General features: G+C 62.3%; 14 protein-coding genes. 9 read left to right on the top strand and 5 right to left on the bottom strand.

Translation table 11 applies throughout. The annotated features are described in order from the left end of the window. Positions 1–215: 215 nt before the first annotated feature. A complete protein-coding gene (locus IAE33_RS01120; protein WP_201161761.1) occupies positions 216–1,862 on the top strand; it encodes a Na+/H+ antiporter in 1,647 nt (548 codons plus the stop codon). A 9-nt stretch (positions 1,863–1,871) separates the two neighbouring features. Here the strand turns inward: IAE33_RS01120 and IAE33_RS01115 are convergent, their stop codons facing one another. The 5 genes from IAE33_RS01115 to map form a co-directional block, all read right to left on the bottom strand. Further along, positions 1,872–2,429 carry a hypothetical protein gene (locus tag IAE33_RS01115; RefSeq protein WP_201161760.1) on the bottom strand — a complete coding sequence of 186 codons (558 nt, stop codon included), beginning with the start codon at positions 2,427–2,429 and terminating at the stop codon, positions 1,872–1,874. Between the two features lie 269 nt (positions 2,430–2,698). After that, positions 2,699–3,442 (bottom strand): peptidase M12, encoded by a 744-nt coding sequence (locus IAE33_RS01110; protein ID WP_201161759.1) that lies wholly within the window; start codon positions 3,440–3,442, stop codon positions 2,699–2,701. A gap of 76 nt (positions 3,443–3,518) precedes the next feature. Beyond that, positions 3,519–4,712, bottom strand: a complete 1,194-nt coding sequence (gene dapC / locus IAE33_RS01105; RefSeq protein WP_201161758.1) for a succinyldiaminopimelate transaminase — start codon at positions 4,710–4,712, stop codon at positions 3,519–3,521. 30 nt (positions 4,713–4,742) lie between these two features. Then, the gene (locus tag IAE33_RS01100; protein ID WP_201161757.1) at positions 4,743–7,442 is read right to left on the bottom strand and encodes a [protein-PII] uridylyltransferase; all 2,700 of its coding nucleotides are present in this window, start codon (positions 7,440–7,442) and stop codon (positions 4,743–4,745) included. A gap of 34 nt (positions 7,443–7,476) precedes the next feature. Then, the gene (map, locus tag IAE33_RS01095) at positions 7,477–8,259 is read right to left on the bottom strand and encodes a type I methionyl aminopeptidase (protein WP_201161756.1); all 783 of its coding nucleotides are present in this window, start codon (positions 8,257–8,259) and stop codon (positions 7,477–7,479) included. A gap of 299 nt (positions 8,260–8,558) precedes the next feature. On the opposite strand from map, the gene rpsB reads away from it, so the two are divergent. The 8 genes from rpsB (at position 8,559) to rseP (ending at position 16,015) form a co-directional block, all read left to right on the top strand. Beyond that, on the top strand, positions 8,559–9,296 hold the full coding sequence (rpsB, locus tag IAE33_RS01090) for a 30S ribosomal protein S2 (RefSeq protein WP_028634979.1): 738 nt from the start codon (positions 8,559–8,561) through the stop codon (positions 9,294–9,296). 183 nt (positions 9,297–9,479) lie between these two features. Further along, the gene (gene tsf, locus IAE33_RS01085; protein WP_028634980.1) at positions 9,480–10,343 is read left to right on the top strand and encodes a translation elongation factor Ts; all 864 of its coding nucleotides are present in this window, start codon (positions 9,480–9,482) and stop codon (positions 10,341–10,343) included. A 180-nt stretch (positions 10,344–10,523) separates the two neighbouring features. Next, on the top strand, positions 10,524–11,267 hold the full coding sequence (gene pyrH, locus IAE33_RS01080) for a UMP kinase (RefSeq protein ID WP_028634981.1): 744 nt from the start codon (positions 10,524–10,526) through the stop codon (positions 11,265–11,267). Then, positions 11,264–11,821, top strand: coding sequence for a ribosome recycling factor (gene frr, locus IAE33_RS01075; protein WP_028634982.1), 558 nt, complete (start codon positions 11,264–11,266; stop codon positions 11,819–11,821). The genes pyrH and frr overlap by 4 nt, the downstream gene beginning before the upstream one ends. 16 nt (positions 11,822–11,837) lie before the next feature. Continuing rightward, positions 11,838–12,593: a polyprenyl diphosphate synthase gene (gene uppS, locus IAE33_RS01070; protein ID WP_201161755.1), complete on the top strand. Its 756-nt coding sequence runs from the start codon at positions 11,838–11,840 to the stop codon at positions 12,591–12,593. Then, positions 12,593–13,408 (top strand): phosphatidate cytidylyltransferase, encoded by an 816-nt coding sequence (locus tag IAE33_RS01065; protein WP_201161754.1) that lies wholly within the window; start codon positions 12,593–12,595, stop codon positions 13,406–13,408. Before uppS ends, IAE33_RS01065 begins: the two co-directional genes overlap by 1 nt. After that, on the top strand, positions 13,405–14,595 hold the full coding sequence (ispC, locus tag IAE33_RS01060) for a 1-deoxy-D-xylulose-5-phosphate reductoisomerase (RefSeq protein ID WP_201161753.1): 1,191 nt from the start codon (positions 13,405–13,407) through the stop codon (positions 14,593–14,595). Before IAE33_RS01065 ends, ispC begins: the two co-directional genes overlap by 4 nt. A 67-nt stretch (positions 14,596–14,662) precedes the next feature. Continuing rightward, complete coding sequence (gene rseP, locus IAE33_RS01055) at positions 14,663–16,015, top strand: RIP metalloprotease RseP (RefSeq protein ID WP_201161752.1); 1,353 nt, start codon at positions 14,663–14,665, stop codon at positions 16,013–16,015. The last annotated feature ends 40 nt before the right edge of the window (positions 16,016–16,055 follow it).

Here is a 16,055-nt window from a genome sequence, read left to right as displayed (position 1 = left end):
GACGTGATGGGGCTGGGCAGCGCTGGCTGCACCCGCTGTAATCCTGGGGAACGAATCGACCCTGCTGTCACCGAAGCATCATCATGTTACATATTCAATGGTCTTTTACGACCATGGTGCAGCGGTTTTGCCATTCAGGAGGCCGCTAACATATTGTTTCAAAGTCGATGTTTCGCCTTTAGTCGCCGTTACTGCTCAAAAGGAAACCCGAACGGATGCAGTCCGCTTATACCGTCCTCATTCTGCTGACACTGGTCAGTGTGTCGAAGCTGGTCGGCCGCATGGTTCCACTCCCCCTGCCACTGGTGCAGATCGCGGCCGGTGCCTTGCTGGCCTGGCCCACCCTTGGCCTGCACGTGGCGCTGGACCCAGAACTGTTTCTGTTCCTGTTCTTGCCGCCGCTGCTGTTCGCCGATGGCTGGCGCATCCCCAAGCGTGAACTGTGGCGCATGCGCGGGCCGGTGGTAGCGCTGGCCGTCGGGCTGGTGTTGTTCACCGTGGTCGGGGCGGGTTACTTCATCCACTGGCTGCTGCCGAGTATCCCGCTGGCAGTAGCGTTCGCCCTGGCGGCGGTGCTTTCGCCGACCGACGCCGTGGCTGTTTCAGCCATCACCCAGGACCGCTTGCCCACCCCGCTGATGCACATGTTGCAGGGCGAGGCGCTGATGAACGATGCCTCAGGCCTGGTGACCTTCAAATTCGCCCTGGCAGCGGCGATTACCGGTGTGTTCTCGCTGGCAGACGCCAGCTTCAGCTTCGTATTGGTGGCCCTGGGCGGGCTGGCAGTGGGGGTGGCCCTCAGCTGGCTGGTCGGCCGCTTGCGCGCCTGGATGATCGCCCGTGGCTGGGACGACCCTGCCACCCATGTGGTGTTCATGCTGCTGTTGCCTTTCGCGGCCTACGTTCTGGCAGAGCGCCTGGGGGTGTCGGGCATCCTGTCGGCTGTGGCGGCAGGCATGATGCAGAGCTGGCTGGACCTGCTGCCTCGCCAAACCACCACCCGCCTGCTCAACCGCAGTGTCTGGTCGCTGCTGGAGTTCGCCTTCAATGGACTTATTTTCCTGCTGCTGGGCCTGCAATTACCGGACATCATAAAGGCGGTGGTCAGCCACGAAGCTACCCTGTGGCCGACCCTGGCCTGGCGCTGCCTGGACGTGGTGGCGATCTTTGCCGCGCTGATTCTGCTACGGTTCATCTGGGTGCAGAGTATCTGGCGCGCGATCGGCGTTATCCGCCACTGGCGTGGCAAGCCGGCACTGGTGCTGATGCCCACCGCGCGGTCCTGCTGGCTGCTTACGGTGGGCGGCGTGCGGGGTGCGGTGACCCTGGCCGGCGTCATGTCCATCCCGCTGCTGATGGGGGCAGGCAAGGCATTCCCTGAGCGGGACCTGCTGATCTTCATTGCCGCGGGTGTCATTTTGCTGTCACTGATCAGTGCCTGCATCGCGCTGCCCCTGTTGCTGCGCGGCGTGACCAAGAGCCCGGACGAGCGTTTGCATCAAGAGGTGCAGGAGGCCTGGCGCCGCACCGCCGAGGCCGCGATCCACGCCTTGGAAGCAGAAGAGGTCATTGACAGCAGTGCACCCCAGGACGCCGCCCAGGCCACCTTGGCGACGGAGCTCAAGGCCCGGCTGATGGCCGAATACCGTGATGAACTGGACAGCTACAACGACAGCGCCGAAGCCAGGGCGTTGGCCGAGCAGATGGATCAGCTGGAGCGGCGGTTGCGCTTGCGCGCACTGCGCGCCCAGCGGCTTGAGCTGTATAGCCTGCATCGCCAGCACCTGGTAGGTGATGAGGTCGTGCGCCAGGTGCTGGGCGAGCTGGACATGAGCGAGGCGAACCTGGGGCACGTTCGCTAGCCGTACCGGTCAATGTGGGTAGGCTTCACGCATGAATGAAAGGTCCTTTTCACTCAGTTCGGCGTTGATGCCCACCCGCCAGCCGTTGGTGGTCAGGAAGGGTTCTACCGGGTAGTGCATCACCGAATGTGGATCGTAGCCAATGTTGACGAGGTCGGCGGACGGGCGTTTGTTGAACACCTGCTTGCGAACTTCTTCTTCGCTTGCCCCGCCCAACTCTCTGGCGTAGTACTGCATGGCCCGGTCATTCCATGGGATGTCCGCTTCCGGGTGCTGGTGTTCGTGGTCCAGGCCGAAGATATGGCCGAATTCGTGCAGCACCGTGAATTCGAACAGCTCTTCACCGGGTTCGAAGCACAACATCAGGTTGGGCGAGCCACTCTCGAGGATATTGGTGCCCAGGTGCGTACCGTTCAGGTAGGCCTCGGGGGCACAGCAAATCCTGATCTCGGCGCTCGGGTCGTTATCTTCGACCCGCTCCATGAGCAGGTTCGCGCCCGACAGGTCGATCCAGGAACGGCCCAGTTCGTAGATGCGGGCTTTGAGCGCCTCGCGGCCGTTACTCACGAATGACACCCTGAGCAGTCGGCCTGGCTGCCACAGTTTGCCGGTGGGGCCCATGGAGCGGGTGAGAAGGCTGCCCGACCGCAGATTCCGCGGGCTTTCTTTGAAGGCAAGAGCCCTGGACTGAGCGGGCGACAGTTGGTCCAGGCGCTGAGGGAGTCTGGAAGTGACCATGGTGGACGTCTCCTGTGAAGAAAGCACCATGGTGCGGGCCTTGAGTGGCTGTGCGGCGGTAGATAGTTAACGCTGAGCGCAGCCCGGTTACTCCATGATCAATACGGGTAGGCAAGGCGCATGAAGGTTTTGTCTTTCTCGCTCAGCTCGGTATTGAGCGGTATCTCGAACAAGCCGTCAGTGAGTGCCGGGGAAACCGGGTAGTGCATGACGGACAGGGGGTCATAGTCAGTCATCAATAAACCTGAGACCTCCAATGGGTTGAAATACTGTTCATCGACATCCTGCTCAGTCCAGCCACCTGCCCCTGTGTGCAGTTCCAGCAAGCGCTGCCTGTTCCAGGGGATTCGGGCATCCGGATGCTGGTGCTCATGCTGTGCGCCCAAGGCATGACCAAACTCATGCAAAACGGTATTGGTGAAGTATTCGCCATTATCCGGCCTGACCGTCAGCACCATTGACTCGGCAGGTCGGTCCAGCAGGCAGTCGGTGCCGATCGAACATTCGTTGATCGGCCCTCTTTCGTGGGTGGTCAGGATGGTGATATCTGCTTCAGGGGCGTTGTTCTTCATGAAGCGGAAGCGAAGGTTGCCGTAGGCCAGCCAACCGACCGCGACATCAATAATGGCTTCCCTGAGCTCGGGCGCCGGTGCGCCCAGAAACGCGATATTGAGTGTGCTGCCTGTCGGCCAAAGCTTGCCGTGTTCGGCAACCGAGCGTTTTTTACGGCGAGCGGACGAGGCGCTGGCCAAGGCGTTCAGCGGGTTGATGGCGATGGCGTTCTCATAGGAAAGCTGCGGGTCTTTATCGGTACGGCAGCGGCAAAAGGGCAGTGGAAGCATGCGAGGTTCTCCTGATCTGAGCGCTTGAGTCTCGATCATGGAGTGCCCGTGCATGCCTCAACTATGCACCGCCTTTTTACGCCGTAAGGAAAGCCCGAATCCGCTCAGCCGCCTCGATACATTCTGCCAGCGGCGCTACCAGCGCCATGCGTACACGCCCTGCGCCCGGGTTTACGCCATGTACCTCGCGGGACAGGTACGAACCCGGGACCACCGTCACATGCTGGGACGCAAACAGGTCGCGGGTGAACGCGGCATCATCACCGGGCACCTTTGCCCACAGGTAGAAGCTGCCATCGGGGCGTTGCACGTCCATCACCGGCTGAAGAATGTCCAGCACGGCGTCGTACTTGGCCCGGTACTGGTCGCGGTTGGCCCGCACATGGGCTTCGTCCTGCCAGGCGGCGATGCTGGCCATCTGGGTTTGCACCGGCATGGCGCAGCCATGGTAGGTGCGATACAGCAGGAAGGGCTTGATGATGTCGGCATCGCCCGCGACGAAACCTGAACGCAGGCCCGGCAGGTTGGAGCGTTTGGACAGGCTGTGGAACACCACACAGCGCTTGAAATCGCTGCGCCCCAGTTCGGCACAGGCGGTCAGCAACCCAGGGGGTGGCGCCTCTTCGTCGAAATACAGCTCGCTGTAACACTCGTCGGCGGCGATCACGAAGTCGTGTTCGTCAGCCAGCGCGATCAGCTTTTTCAAAGTGTCGAGGGGCACCAGGGCGCCGGTTGGGTTGCCTGGCGAGCACAGGAACAGCACCTGGCAGCGCTGCCAGACCTCTGCCGGCACGGCATCGAAATCGGGGTTGAAACCGTTATCTTCCAGGCATGGCAGGTAATGCGGGGTCGCACCGGCGAGCAGGGCGGCACCTTCGTATATTTGATAGAACGGGTTGGGGCTGACCACCAGGCCGTCATCGCTGCGGTTCACCACTGCCTGGGTGAAAGCGAACAACGCTTCGCGGGTGCCATTGACCGGCAGGATGTGGCGGTCGGCATCCAGCCAACCCGCTGGCACGCCAAAGCGTTGCTCGCACCATTGGCCGATCGCCTGGCGCAAGGCTGGCAGGCCCAGGGTGCTGGGGTACACCGCCAGCTTGTCGAGGTTGTCTGCCATCGCCTGGGCCACGAACGCCGGCGAGGTGTGCTTGGGTTCGCCGATCGACAGGGCGATTGCACGTTTGTCCGCCGCAGGTGAAACGCTGGCCAGCAGGGCGCGAAGCTTTTCGAAGGGGTAAGGCTGGAGCTGGGTCAAGGCATGGTTCATTGGCGCAAGGTCTCGTCAATCGTCTGGTCGTCAAAAAGTCACGCGTGCAGGGGGTGTGCTGGCTTGGCCGGCTTGCAACTGCTGCACGATGGCCTCCTGCAGGCGGCTGCACAGCTGTGGGTCGGACAGTGGCTGGTTGTCGGCGTCGGTGATGAAGAACACGTCTTCCACCCGTTCGCCCAAGGTGGCGATCTTGGCGTTTTGCAGCGACAGGTCGAACTCGAGGAAAATGCGCCCCAGCCGGGCCAGCAGCCCCGGGCGGTCGGGAGCGGTGATCTCAAGGATGGTGACTGGCCGCTGGGCATCGTTGAGGATGGTCACAAGGGGCGGGAAATCGAAATGCTTGAGCTGGCGCGGCACCCGGCGCTGAATGATGGTCGGGTAGTCTTCCGGGTTGCGCAGCGCCTCGGTGAGGCCATCGCGAATCTGCCGGACCCGCTGTGGGTTGTCGCCGATCGCGCCGCCGTCGTTGTCCAGCACGATATAGGTGTCGAGGGTGAACTGGCTGCTGGAGGTGATGATGCGCGCATCATGAATGTTCAGGTTCAACTGCGACATCGCCGCCACGGTCACCGCGAAGAAGTCGTGTTGGTCGGGGGCGTAGATGAAAATCTGCGTGCCACCCTCGAATTCGCGTTGAGTGGTTTCCTTGATCAGCACCAGTGGCCCGCCGTCAGCAGGCTGCTGCAGGATCGCATCGCTGTGCCAGGCAACGTCGGCTGCATTGTGCTTGAGGAAGTAGTCATCGCCCAGCTGCGACCACAGCTGCTCGACGTCGTCCGGGTCGATACCCTGGCGCACCAGGATATCCAGGGCAGCGGACTGGGTCTGGCGGATCTGCTCTTCGCGGTCCAGCGGGTTTTCCAGGCCGCGGCGCAAGGCGCGCTTGGTTTCGGTGTACAACTGGCGCAGCAAGCTGGCCCGCCACGAGTTCCACAGGCTGGGGTTGGTGGCGTTGATATCGGCCACGGTCAGCACATACAGGTAGTCCAGCCGCGTTTCGTCGCCCACGTGCAGGGCGAAATCGTGGATCACCTGCGGGTCTGACAGGTCCTTGCGCTGGGCCGTGGTGGACATGACCAGGTGGTTCTGCACCAGCCAGACGATCAGCCGGCTGTCCCAGGCGGGCAATTGATGGCGCTCGCAGAACGCCTGGGCATCCACTGCGCCCAGCTCGGAGTGGTCACCCTGGCGACCCTTGCCGATATCGTGATAAAGACCGGCCAGGTAAATAAGCTCAGGCTTGGGCAGGCGCCCCATGAGCTTGCTGGCCAGCGGGAATTTCTCGGACACCGGCGTGTACTGCAGTTTACGCAGGTGCTTGATGAGGTTGAGCGTGTGGGCGTCGACCGTATAGATGTGGAACAGGTCGTGCTGCATCTGCCCCACGATCAGGCCGAACTCCGGCAGGTAGCGCCCGAGGATGCCGTAGCGGTTCATGCGCCGCAGGTTGCGGTGGATACCGATTTCACACTTGAACAGTTCGATGAACAGGCTGGTGTTGCGGATATCGGTACGGAAACTGTCGTCGATCAGGTGCCGGTGCTCGCGCAGCAGCCGCACGGTATCTGCCCGCACGCCCTTGATGTCGGGGTGCTGGGCCATCAACACGAACATTTCCAGCATGGCGAACGGGGTACGCCGGAACACATTGGGGCGCACGGCCTCGATGTAGCCGTCATGCAGGCGGAACCGTGCATTCAGCGGCTGGGTGGTACCACTGTCGTCATCGGCCAGGATCACTTCTTCGAAGTGCTGGATGATCAGGTCACACAGCTGGCTGATGCTCATCACCACCCGGTAGTACTGCTGCATGAACTGCTCGATGGCGCGCTTCGGGTTGTCATCGCTGTAGCCCAGCAGGGCGGCGATGCTGCGCTGATGGTCAAACAGCAGGCGGTCTTCGGCGCGGCCTGCCAGCATATGCAGGGCATAGCGCACCCGCCACAGGAAGTCCTGGGACGAGGCCAGAAGCTCGTTTTCGCTTTCCAGTAGAAACCCTTCGCCGGCCAGGGCGTGCAGGTTGAGTGTGCCGTACTGGCGGCGTGCTACCCACAGCACCGTCTGGATGTCACGAAGGCCCCCGGGTGAACCCTTGACGTTGGGCTCCAGGTTGTACTCGGTGTCGTTGTACTTGTGGTGGCGCGCCTTGAGTTCGGCGCGCTTGGCCAGGAAGAACTCCCGGCTGGGCCACATGTGCGCGGTGCTGGTGACCTCGAGCATGCGCTGGCGCAAGGCCTCGGGGCCGGTGATGGTGCGGCTTTCCATCAGGTTGGTGATGACCGTGAGGTCAGCACGGGCCTGTTCGGCGCACTCATCGACGGTGCGCACGCTCTGGCCCACTTCCAGGCCTATGTCCCACAGCAGCGTGAGAAACCGCTCAATGGCATCGCGGTACTGTTCATGTTCTGCCGCGCCCAGCAGTATCAGCAGGTCGATATCCGAATGCGGGTGCAGTTCGCCGCGCCCGTAACCGCCGACGGCGACCAGTGCGATGCCGCTGTGGTCACCCCAGTCGAACTGGTTCCAGGCCTGTTGCAGCACGTTGTCCACCAGCCAGGCGCGTGCTTCGATCAGCGGGCGAATGGCGCTGCCGGCGCGAAAACGCTTGTCCAGCACCTCGCCGGCCTGGCGGATGGCCTTCTTGAAGGCAGCCACAGGGCTGGCCTTCAGGGCAAGTTCTGCCTGGAACTGGCCGCGGTCGAACAGTTCGGGGTCCACCTGTGGCATCGGGTCACGCTCCTGTGGTGTGGGCTGTGCCTGTTCAGGCCGAGATGCGCGCGATGGTGTCGTCCTTGCGCAGGGTGAAGATTTCGTAGCCTGTGGCGGTGACCACCAGGGTGTGTTCCCACTGCGCCGAAAGCTTGCGGTCCTTGGTGATGGCGGTCCAGCCGTCGCCCAGTACCTTGGTGTCGGCCTTGCCCTGGTTGATCATCGGCTCGATGGTGAAGGTCATGCCTTCTTTAAGCTCCATGCCCGTGCCGGCACGGCCGTAGTGCAGAATCTGCGGCTCTTCGTGGAACACCTTGCCGATGCCATGGCCGCAGAACTCTCGCACCACGGAAAAACCATTCTTTTCAGCGTGCTTCTGGATCACTTCGCCGATATCGCCCAGGCGGCAGCCTGGCTTCACCAGTTCGATGGCCTTGTACAGGCATTCCTGGGTGACGCGTGACAGCCGTTCGGCCCACTGCGGCACGGTACCCACATGGAACATGCGGCTGGTGTCGCCGTGGTAGCCGTCCTTGATCACGGTGATGTCGATGTTCAGTGTGTCACCGTCCTTGAGTGGTTTGTCGTTGGGGATACCATGACAGACCACGTGGTTGATGGAGGTGCAGATCGACTTGGGGTAGCCCTTGTAGTTGAGCGGCGCCGGAATGGCCTGCTGCACGTTGACGATGTAGTCGTGGCACAGGCGGTCGAGGGTTTCGGTGGTGACGCCGGGCTTGACGTGCTCTTCGATCATTTCCAGCACCTCGGCAGCCAGACGGCCGGCGATGCGCATCTTCTCGATGTCTTCTGCAGTCTTGATGGTGACGGTCATTACAGGCTCTCTTCACTGCGCCGCACGCGGCGCGCTAAAACAGGAAAGCCTTCATTCTAACAGAGCTGCGGGGTTCAGGCTGTTTCAGTCATGGCAGGGCGCCTGCAGCGCGGGGGCAGTTTTCAGGTTCCGTTTGCGCGCGCACTGTGGTATAACATGCGCCGCTTTCGGGCCCAGGCCCGTCTGCACACAAACCCACACACGTGTCGACACGATGGCCTGGGTGCCCCGAGTTGCAGAACTCGCGGGTTGGTCATTGGGATACGTGGAGGCCCAACCCGACTTATCAAGGAACTATCATGTCCCAAGTCAACATGCGCGATATGCTGAAGGCCGGTGTGCACTTCGGCCACCAGACCCGTTACTGGAACCCGAAAATGGGCAAGTACATTTTCGGCGCGCGCAACAAGATCCACATCGTCAACCTGGAAAAAACCCTGCCGATGTTCAACGACGCACTGTCGTTCGTTGAGCGCCTGGCCCAGGGCAAGAACAAGATCCTGTTCGTCGGCACCAAGCGTTCCGCCGGCAAGATCGTCGCCGAGCAAGCTGCTCGTTGCGGTTCGCCGTACGTTGACCACCGTTGGTTGGGCGGCATGCTGACCAACTACAAGACCATCCGCGCTTCGATCAAGCGTCTGCGCGACCTGGAAACCCAGGCCGATGACGGCACCTTCGCCAAGCTGACCAAGAAAGAAGCCCTTATGCGCTCCCGCGATCTGGAAAAACTGGACCGCAGCCTGGGTGGCATCAAGGACATGGGTGGTCTGCCTGACGCTCTGTTCGTCATCGACGTTGATCACGAGCGCATCGCGATCACCGAAGCCAACAAACTGGGTATCCCGGTTATCGGCGTTGTCGATACCAACAGCAGCCCGGAAGGTGTTGACTACATCATCCCAGGTAACGATGACGCCATTCGCGCTATCGAGCTGTACATGACTTCCATGGCTGACGCTGTGATCCGTGGCCGCAACAACGTTGCTGGCGGCACCGAAGTCTACGCTGAAGAAGCGGCTGCACCGGCTGCCGAGTAATAGACGCTAGCGTCGACTTGGCACGCAAAAAGGGGGCTCTGCCCCCTTTTTGCCACCTTGAAATCCTGCTGTCAGCGATGGCCCCGCATCATGGGCTGGCTGAACACAACAGCGGATTCGCAGAATTGAACGCCCGTGAGCAACGGGTGGAATGGTTGAAAAACTTTCCAAGAGGATTTTGAAATGGCAGCAATTACTGCAGCGCTGGTAAAAGAACTGCGCGAGCGTACCGGCGAAGGCATGATGGATTGCAAGAAGGCCCTGGAAAAGGCCGACGGCGACATCGAAAAAGCCATTGACGACATGCGTGCCTCCGGCGCCATCAAGGCCGCCAAGAAGGCTGGCAACGTGGCTGCTGAAGGCGCTATCGCCGTCAAGACCGACGGCAAAGCCGCCGTTCTGCTGGAAGTGAACTCGCAGACCGACTTCCTGGCTCTGCAAGACGACTTCAAGAACTTCGTGGCCGAAAGCCTGGAAGAAGCCTTCGCCCAGAAGCTGACCGACGCAGCCCCGCTGATCGCCTCGCGTGAAGCTGCCCGTGAAGCCCTGGTAGCCAAGTGCGGCGAAAACGTCAACATCCGCCGCCTGGTGCGTGTTGAAGGTGACGTGGTTGGTGCTTACCTGCACGGCAACAAGATCGGCGCCGTTGTTGTTCTGCAAGGCGGTGACGTCGAGCTGGCCAAGAACATCGCCATGCACGTTGCAGCGTCGAACCCTGAGTTCCTGGACTCGTCGGAAATCTCCGCTGAAGCCATCGAGCGTGAGAAGGGCGTGTTCCTGCAACTGAACGCCGACAAGATCGCCGGCAAGCCGGAAAACATCGTTGAGAACATGATCAACGGCCGTATTTCCAAGTTCAAGGCTGAAGCCTCGCTGAAAGAGCAGGCGTTCGTCATGGATCCAGAAGTCAAAGTGGGCGCCCTGGCTAAAAAAGCCGGTGCAGAAATCGTTTCCTTCACCTACTTCAAGGTCGGCGAAGGTATCGAGAAGCCGGTTGACGACTTCGCTGCCGAAGTGGCTGCTCAAGTAGCTGCTGCCAAGCAGTAAGACAGCCCCGTCTGTCGCCCCGAAGAGGCTGCCCGCTCACGCGCGCGGCCTCTTTGTCAAAACGGCGAGGGGTTCATCGAACCCTGCCGCCGCTGGCGCCTACCCGGTGCCACGCTACAGTTAGCAGGCTGCAAACAGCCCGCACGAATTTTCTACAGTACGCCGCAGGAGAGACTCGCAATGGCTCAGCAGGTGAGTGGTCGCCAACCTCGCTATAAACGCATTTTGCTCAAACTTAGCGGCGAGGCCCTGATGGGCTCGGAAGACTTCGGGATCGACCCGAAGGTGCTCGATCGCATGGCCCTTGAAGTGGGCCAGCTGGTTGGGATCGGTGTTCAGGTGGGCCTGGTCATCGGCGGTGGCAACCTGTTCCGCGGCGCCGCACTGAGCGCTGCCGGCATGGACCGCGTTACCGGCGACCACATGGGCATGCTGGCCACGGTGATGAACGCCCTGGCGATGCGCGATGCCCTGGAGCGTTCGAATATCCCGGCGCTGGTCATGTCGGCCATTTCCATGGTGGGTGTCACCGACCACTACGACCGCCGCAAAGCTATCCGTCACCTCAACTCCGGGGATGTGGTAATTTTCTCCGCCGGTACCGGCAACCCGTTCTTCACCACCGACTCCGCAGCCTGTCTGCGCGCCATCGAAATCGATGCCGACGTGGTGCTGAAGGCGACCAAGGTCGATGGTGTGTACACTGCTGACCCATTCAAGGACCCGCATGCCGAGAAGTTCGATCGCCTGACCTATGACGAGGTTCTGGATCGCAAGCTGGGTGTGATGGACCTGACCGCAATCTGCCTGTGCCGTGACCACAAGATGCCATTGCGGGTATTCAACATGAACAAGCCTGGCGCCCTGCTGAATATCGTGGTGGGCGGCGCTGAAGGCACTTTGATCGAGGAAGGCCAAGCATGATCAACGACATCAAGAAAGACGCTCAGGACCGCATGGGCAAGTCCCTGGAGGCCCTGGCTCGCAACCTGGCGGCCATCCGCACCGGTCGCGCCCACCCAAGCATCCTGGACAGCGTCAAGGTGCCTGCCTGGGGTAGCGAGATGCCGCTGAACCAGGTTGCTGCGATCAGCGTCGAAGACGCTCGCACCTTGAAGATCGTCGCCCATGACAAGAACCTGAGCGCGGCTATCGAGAAGGCTATCCTCACCTCGGACCTGGGCCTGAACCCGTCGAGCGCTGGCACTACCATACGCGTGCCGATGCCTGCCCTGACCGAAGAAACCCGCAAAGGCTATACCAAGCAGGCCAGTGGCGTGGCCGAGGATGCCAAGGTAGCTGTGCGTAACGTGCGCCGCGATGCCCTGGCAGACCTGAAAAAGCTGACCAAGGACAAGGAAATCAGCGAGGACGAAGAGCGTCGCGCGGCCGATGAAATCCAGAAGCTGACCGACAAGTTCGTTGCCGAGGTCGATGCTGCGTTCAAGGCCAAGGAAAAGGACCTGATGGCCGTCTGAGGCCAGGTTTTTTTTGATGGAAAAGACCAAGCCAGCGGTGCCGTGTTCGGTGCCGCGTCACGTCGCGATCATCATGGACGGCAACAACCGCTGGGCGAAACGCCGCCTGTTGCCCGGGGTTGCCGGCCACAAGGCGGGTGTGGACGCCGTTCGTGCGGTCATCGAAGTGTGCGCCGAGGCGGGTGTCGAGGTGCTCACGCTGTTCGCCTTCTCCAGTGAAAACTGGCAGCGGCCGGCCGAGGAGGTCGGTGCCCTCATGGAGCTGTTCTTCTCGGCGTTGCGCCGGGAGGCCCGGCGGCTGAACGAGAACAACATCAGCCTGCGCATCATTGGCGACCGCTCGCGGTTCCACCCTGAGCTGCAGGCCGCCATGCGCGAGGCCGAGGCACTGACTGCCGGCAACAACCGTTTCATCCTGCAGATCGCGGCCAACTATGGCGGGCAATGGGATATCGCCCAGGCGGCCCAGCGGCTTGCGCGGGAGGTGCAGGCCGGGCATCTGCGCCCTGACGACATCACTCCGGGCCTGCTGCAAACCTGCCTGTCCACGGGCGATCTGCCGTTGCCCGACTTGTGCATCCGAACGGGGGGCGAGCACCGCATCAGCAATTTCCTGCTTTGGCAGCTGGCCTACGCCGAGCTGTATTTCTCCGACCTTTTCTGGCCGGACTTCAAACACGAGGCCATGCGTAAGGCATTGGCCGATTTCGCTTCGCGCCAGCGCCGCTTTGGTAAGACCAGCGAGCAGGTCGAGGCTGGAGCTCGTGCTTAATGCTTAAACAACGCATCATTACCGCGCTGATCCTGTTGCCGATAGCGCTGGGTGGGTTCTTCCTGCTCGAAGGGGGTGACTTCGCCCTGTTCATCGGCCTGGTGGTAACGCTCGGTGCGTGGGAGTGGGCGCGCCTGGCCGGGCTGATGGCCCAGCCCCTGCGTATCGCCTATGCCTTGGTGGTTGCCGGGGCGCTGATGCTGCTCTACGTGTTGCCGGAACTGGCCCCTTGGGTGCTCGGTGCGGCGGTGATCTGGTGGGGGCTGGCTACCTGGCTGGTACTGACCTACCCGCGCACCAGTGAGCTGTGGGCCAGTGCCGCCTGCCGTTTGTTGATCGGCCTGCTGGTGCTGCTGCCAGCCTGGCAGGGCCTGGTGCTGCTCAAGCACTGGCCACTGGGCAACTGGCTGATCCTGTCGGTGATGGTACTGGTGTGGGCGGCGGATATCGGTGCCTATTTCTCTGGCCGAGCATTCGGCAAGCGCAAGCTGGCCCCGCACGTTAGCCCGGGCAAGAGCTGGGAGGGCGTTTATGGTGGCCTGGCGGTGAGCCTGGTCATCACGCTGGCCGTTGGCATCAGCCGTGAGTGGGGCGTGGGCGAGGTGCTGCTGGGCCTGGTCGGTGCTGCGCTGGTGGTGATGGCATCGGTGGTGGGCGACCTGACCGAGAGCATGTTCAAGCGCCGCTCGGGCATCAAGGACAGCAGCAACCTGCTGCCGGGCCACGGTGGTGTGCTGGACCGTATCGACAGCCTGACTGCTGCCATTCCGCTGTTCGCCGTGCTGCTGTGGGCTGCTGAATGGGGTGTGATGTGAGTGCTGTGCAGCGGATCACCGTGCTCGGTGCCACCGGCTCTATCGGCCTGAGTACGCTGGATGTGATCGCGCGGCACCCGGACCGCTACCAGGTGTTCGCGCTCACCGGGTACTCACGCATCGACGAGCTGCTTGAGCTGTGCGTGCGCCATCGCCCGGTGTTTGCGGTGGTGCCGGAGGCTGAGGCCGCCTCACGGTTGCGCAGCAGCATGGCGGCTGCCGGGTGTGCCACTGAAGTGCTCGAGGGCGAGGCAGGGCTTTGCCAGGTGGCCTCGGCTTCGGAGGTTGACGCCGTGATGGCGGCTATCGTTGGCGCCGCTGGGCTGCGCCCCACCCTGGCAGCGGTCGAGGCGGGCAAGAAGGTGTTGCTGGCCAACAAGGAAGCGCTGGTGATGTCGGGCGCCCTGTTCATGGACGCAGTCAGGCGCTCCGGCGCGGTACTGCTGCCCATCGACAGCGAGCACAACGCGATCTTCCAGTGCATGCCGGCCGATTACGCACGGGGCCTCGGCGCCGTGGGTGTTCGCCGCATCCTGCTGACCGCATCGGGTGGGCCGTTCCGTGAGACGCCCGCCGAGGCGCTGCTCGAGGTTACCCCCGAGCAGGCCTGTGCACACCCGAACTGGTCCATGGGGCGCAAGATTTCCGTAGACTCGGCCAGCATGATGAACAAGGGCCTGGAGCTGATCGAGGCGTGCTGGTTGTTCGATGCCGCGCCGGCCGACGTCGAAGTGGTGGTGCACCCGCAGAGTGTGATCCACTCGCTGGTCGACTATGTCGACGGTTCGGTGCTGGCGCAGCTGGGTAACCCGGACATGCGTACGCCCATCGCCAATGCCCTGGCCTGGCCGGAGCGGATAGCGTCAGGGGTTGCCCCGCTGGATCTGTTCAGCATCGCCCGCCTGGACTTCCAGGCGCCGGACGAGCTGCGTTTCCCCTGCCTGCGCCTGGCGCGTCAGGCTGCAGAAGCGGGCCACAGCGCCCCGGCTGTGCTCAATGCGGCCAACGAAGTGGCGGTCGAGGCATTTCTGGCCCGCCGTATCCGCTTTCCGGATATCGCGAGTATGATCGAACAGGTCCTGGACCAGGAGCCGGTCGTGCCACTGCCGTCACTGGCTGCGGTGTTTGCCGCCGACCAGCGCGCCCGCGAGCTTGCCCGCGAATGGCTGAGGCGTCACGGGCGCTGATACCAGTTTGACCAGGTAATGAGGGGCCGGTGTAGGCCGGCCCGCTGCACATCATTCGGAGATGGACATGACAGCGCTCTACATGATTATCGGCACCCTCGTTGCCCTGGGTGTACTGGTCACCTTCCACGAATTCGGCCACTTCTGGGTAGCGCGGCGCTGCGGTGTAAAAGTGCTGCGGTTTTCGGTCGGCTTCGGTATGCCGCTGGTGCGCTGGCATGACCGCCATGGCACCGAGTTCGTGATAGCGGCCATCCCGCTGGGCGGCTACGTGAAAATGCTCGACGAACGCGAGGGAGATGTGCCGCCCTCGCTGGCAGGGCAATCGTTCAACCGCAAACCGGTGGGGCAGCGCATTGCGATCGTGGCTGCCGGCCCGATTGCCAACTTCCTGTTGGCAATCCTGTTCTTCTGGATTCTGGCCATGCTGGGTAGCCAGCAGATACGCCCGGTGATCGGGGCCGTAGACGCGGGCAGCCTGGCGGCCTCTGCCGGGCTGGTTGCCGGGCAGGAAATCGTTTCCATCGACGGGAAACCGACCAACGGCTGGTCGGCGGTCAACCTCCAGCTGGTGCGCCGGCTGGGTGAAAGTGGCACGTTGCAAGTGGGTGTGCGGGACGAGGGCGCCAGCGCAGAACAGCAACGTCAGGTGAAACTCGACAGCTGGCTGAAAGGCGCTGATGAGCCCGACCCGATCCAGTCGTTGGGCTTACACCCCTGGCGGCCGGCCATCGTGCCGGTGTTGGCCGAAATCGACAGCAAGGGCCCGGCAGGGGCCGCAGGCCTGAAAACCGGTGACACCCTGCTGAGCATCGATGGCAAGCCGGTGGCTGAATGGCAGCAAGTGGTCGACAGCGTGCGTGCCCGTCCCGACGCCAAGGTGGTAGTGCGCGTGCAGCGCGACGGCGCCGTGCTTGACCTGCCGGTCACCTTGGGCCGCAAGGGCGAGGGCAGTGCGGCTGCGGGGTACCTGGGGGCTGGGGTGAAGGGTGGCGAGTGGCCAGCATCGATGCTGCGTGAGGTGCGCTACGGCCCGCTGGAGGCGGTTGGCGAGGGCTTGTCGCGCACCTGGAACATGAGCGTGCTGACGCTGCAGTCCCTGAAGAAAATGCTGTTCGGTGAGCTCTCGGTAAAAAACTTGAGTGGACCGATAACCATTGCTAAAGTGGCGGGCGCTTCAGCCCAGTCCGGCGTAGGGGATTTCCTGAATTTCCTGGCCTACCTGAGCATAAGCCTGGGGGTTCTTAACCTGCTGCCCATCCCGGTACTGGATGGGGGGCATTTGCTGTTCTACCTGGTCGAATGGGCGCGCGGTCGCCCGCTGTCGGACCGGGTACAAGGTTGGGGGGTCCAGATCGGTATCAGTTTGGTCTTGGGGGTGATGCTGCTCGCCCTGATCAACGATCTGGGTCGACTATAAAAGCTTCGCTCAATTGCGAAACCTGTCGTTCATGACGGCA

The sequence above is a fragment of the Pseudomonas sp. S60 genome, from assembly GCF_016647865.1.
Lineage (GTDB): Bacteria > Pseudomonadota > Gammaproteobacteria > Pseudomonadales > Pseudomonadaceae > Aquipseudomonas > Aquipseudomonas parafulva.
The sequence above is the reverse complement of the archived record's forward strand: the minus strand, read 5'-3'. Positions and strand labels throughout refer to the sequence as shown.

Coding starts and splice junctions, on each gene's coding strand:
- IAE33_RS01120 (WP_201161761.1), top strand. CDS start 216: ATGCAGTCCGCTTATACCGTCCTCATTCTGCTGACACTGGTCAGTGTG.
- IAE33_RS01110 (WP_201161759.1), bottom strand. CDS start 3,442: ATGCTTCCACTGCCCTTTTGCCGCTGCCGTACCGATAAAGACCCGCAG.
- dapC (WP_201161758.1), bottom strand. CDS start 4,712: ATGAACCATGCCTTGACCCAGCTCCAGCCTTACCCCTTCGAAAAGCTT.
- IAE33_RS01100 (WP_201161757.1), bottom strand. CDS start 7,442: ATGCCACAGGTGGACCCCGAACTGTTCGACCGCGGCCAGTTCCAGGCA.
- map (WP_201161756.1), bottom strand. CDS start 8,259: ATGACCGTCACCATCAAGACTGCAGAAGACATCGAGAAGATGCGCATC.
- rpsB (WP_028634979.1), top strand. CDS start 8,559: ATGTCCCAAGTCAACATGCGCGATATGCTGAAGGCCGGTGTGCACTTC.
- tsf (WP_028634980.1), top strand. CDS start 9,480: ATGGCAGCAATTACTGCAGCGCTGGTAAAAGAACTGCGCGAGCGTACC.
- pyrH (WP_028634981.1), top strand. CDS start 10,524: ATGGCTCAGCAGGTGAGTGGTCGCCAACCTCGCTATAAACGCATTTTG.
- frr (WP_028634982.1), top strand. CDS start 11,264: ATGATCAACGACATCAAGAAAGACGCTCAGGACCGCATGGGCAAGTCC.
- uppS (WP_201161755.1), top strand. CDS start 11,838: ATGGAAAAGACCAAGCCAGCGGTGCCGTGTTCGGTGCCGCGTCACGTC.
- IAE33_RS01065 (WP_201161754.1), top strand. CDS start 12,593: ATGCTTAAACAACGCATCATTACCGCGCTGATCCTGTTGCCGATAGCG.
- rseP (WP_201161752.1), top strand. CDS start 14,663: ATGACAGCGCTCTACATGATTATCGGCACCCTCGTTGCCCTGGGTGTA.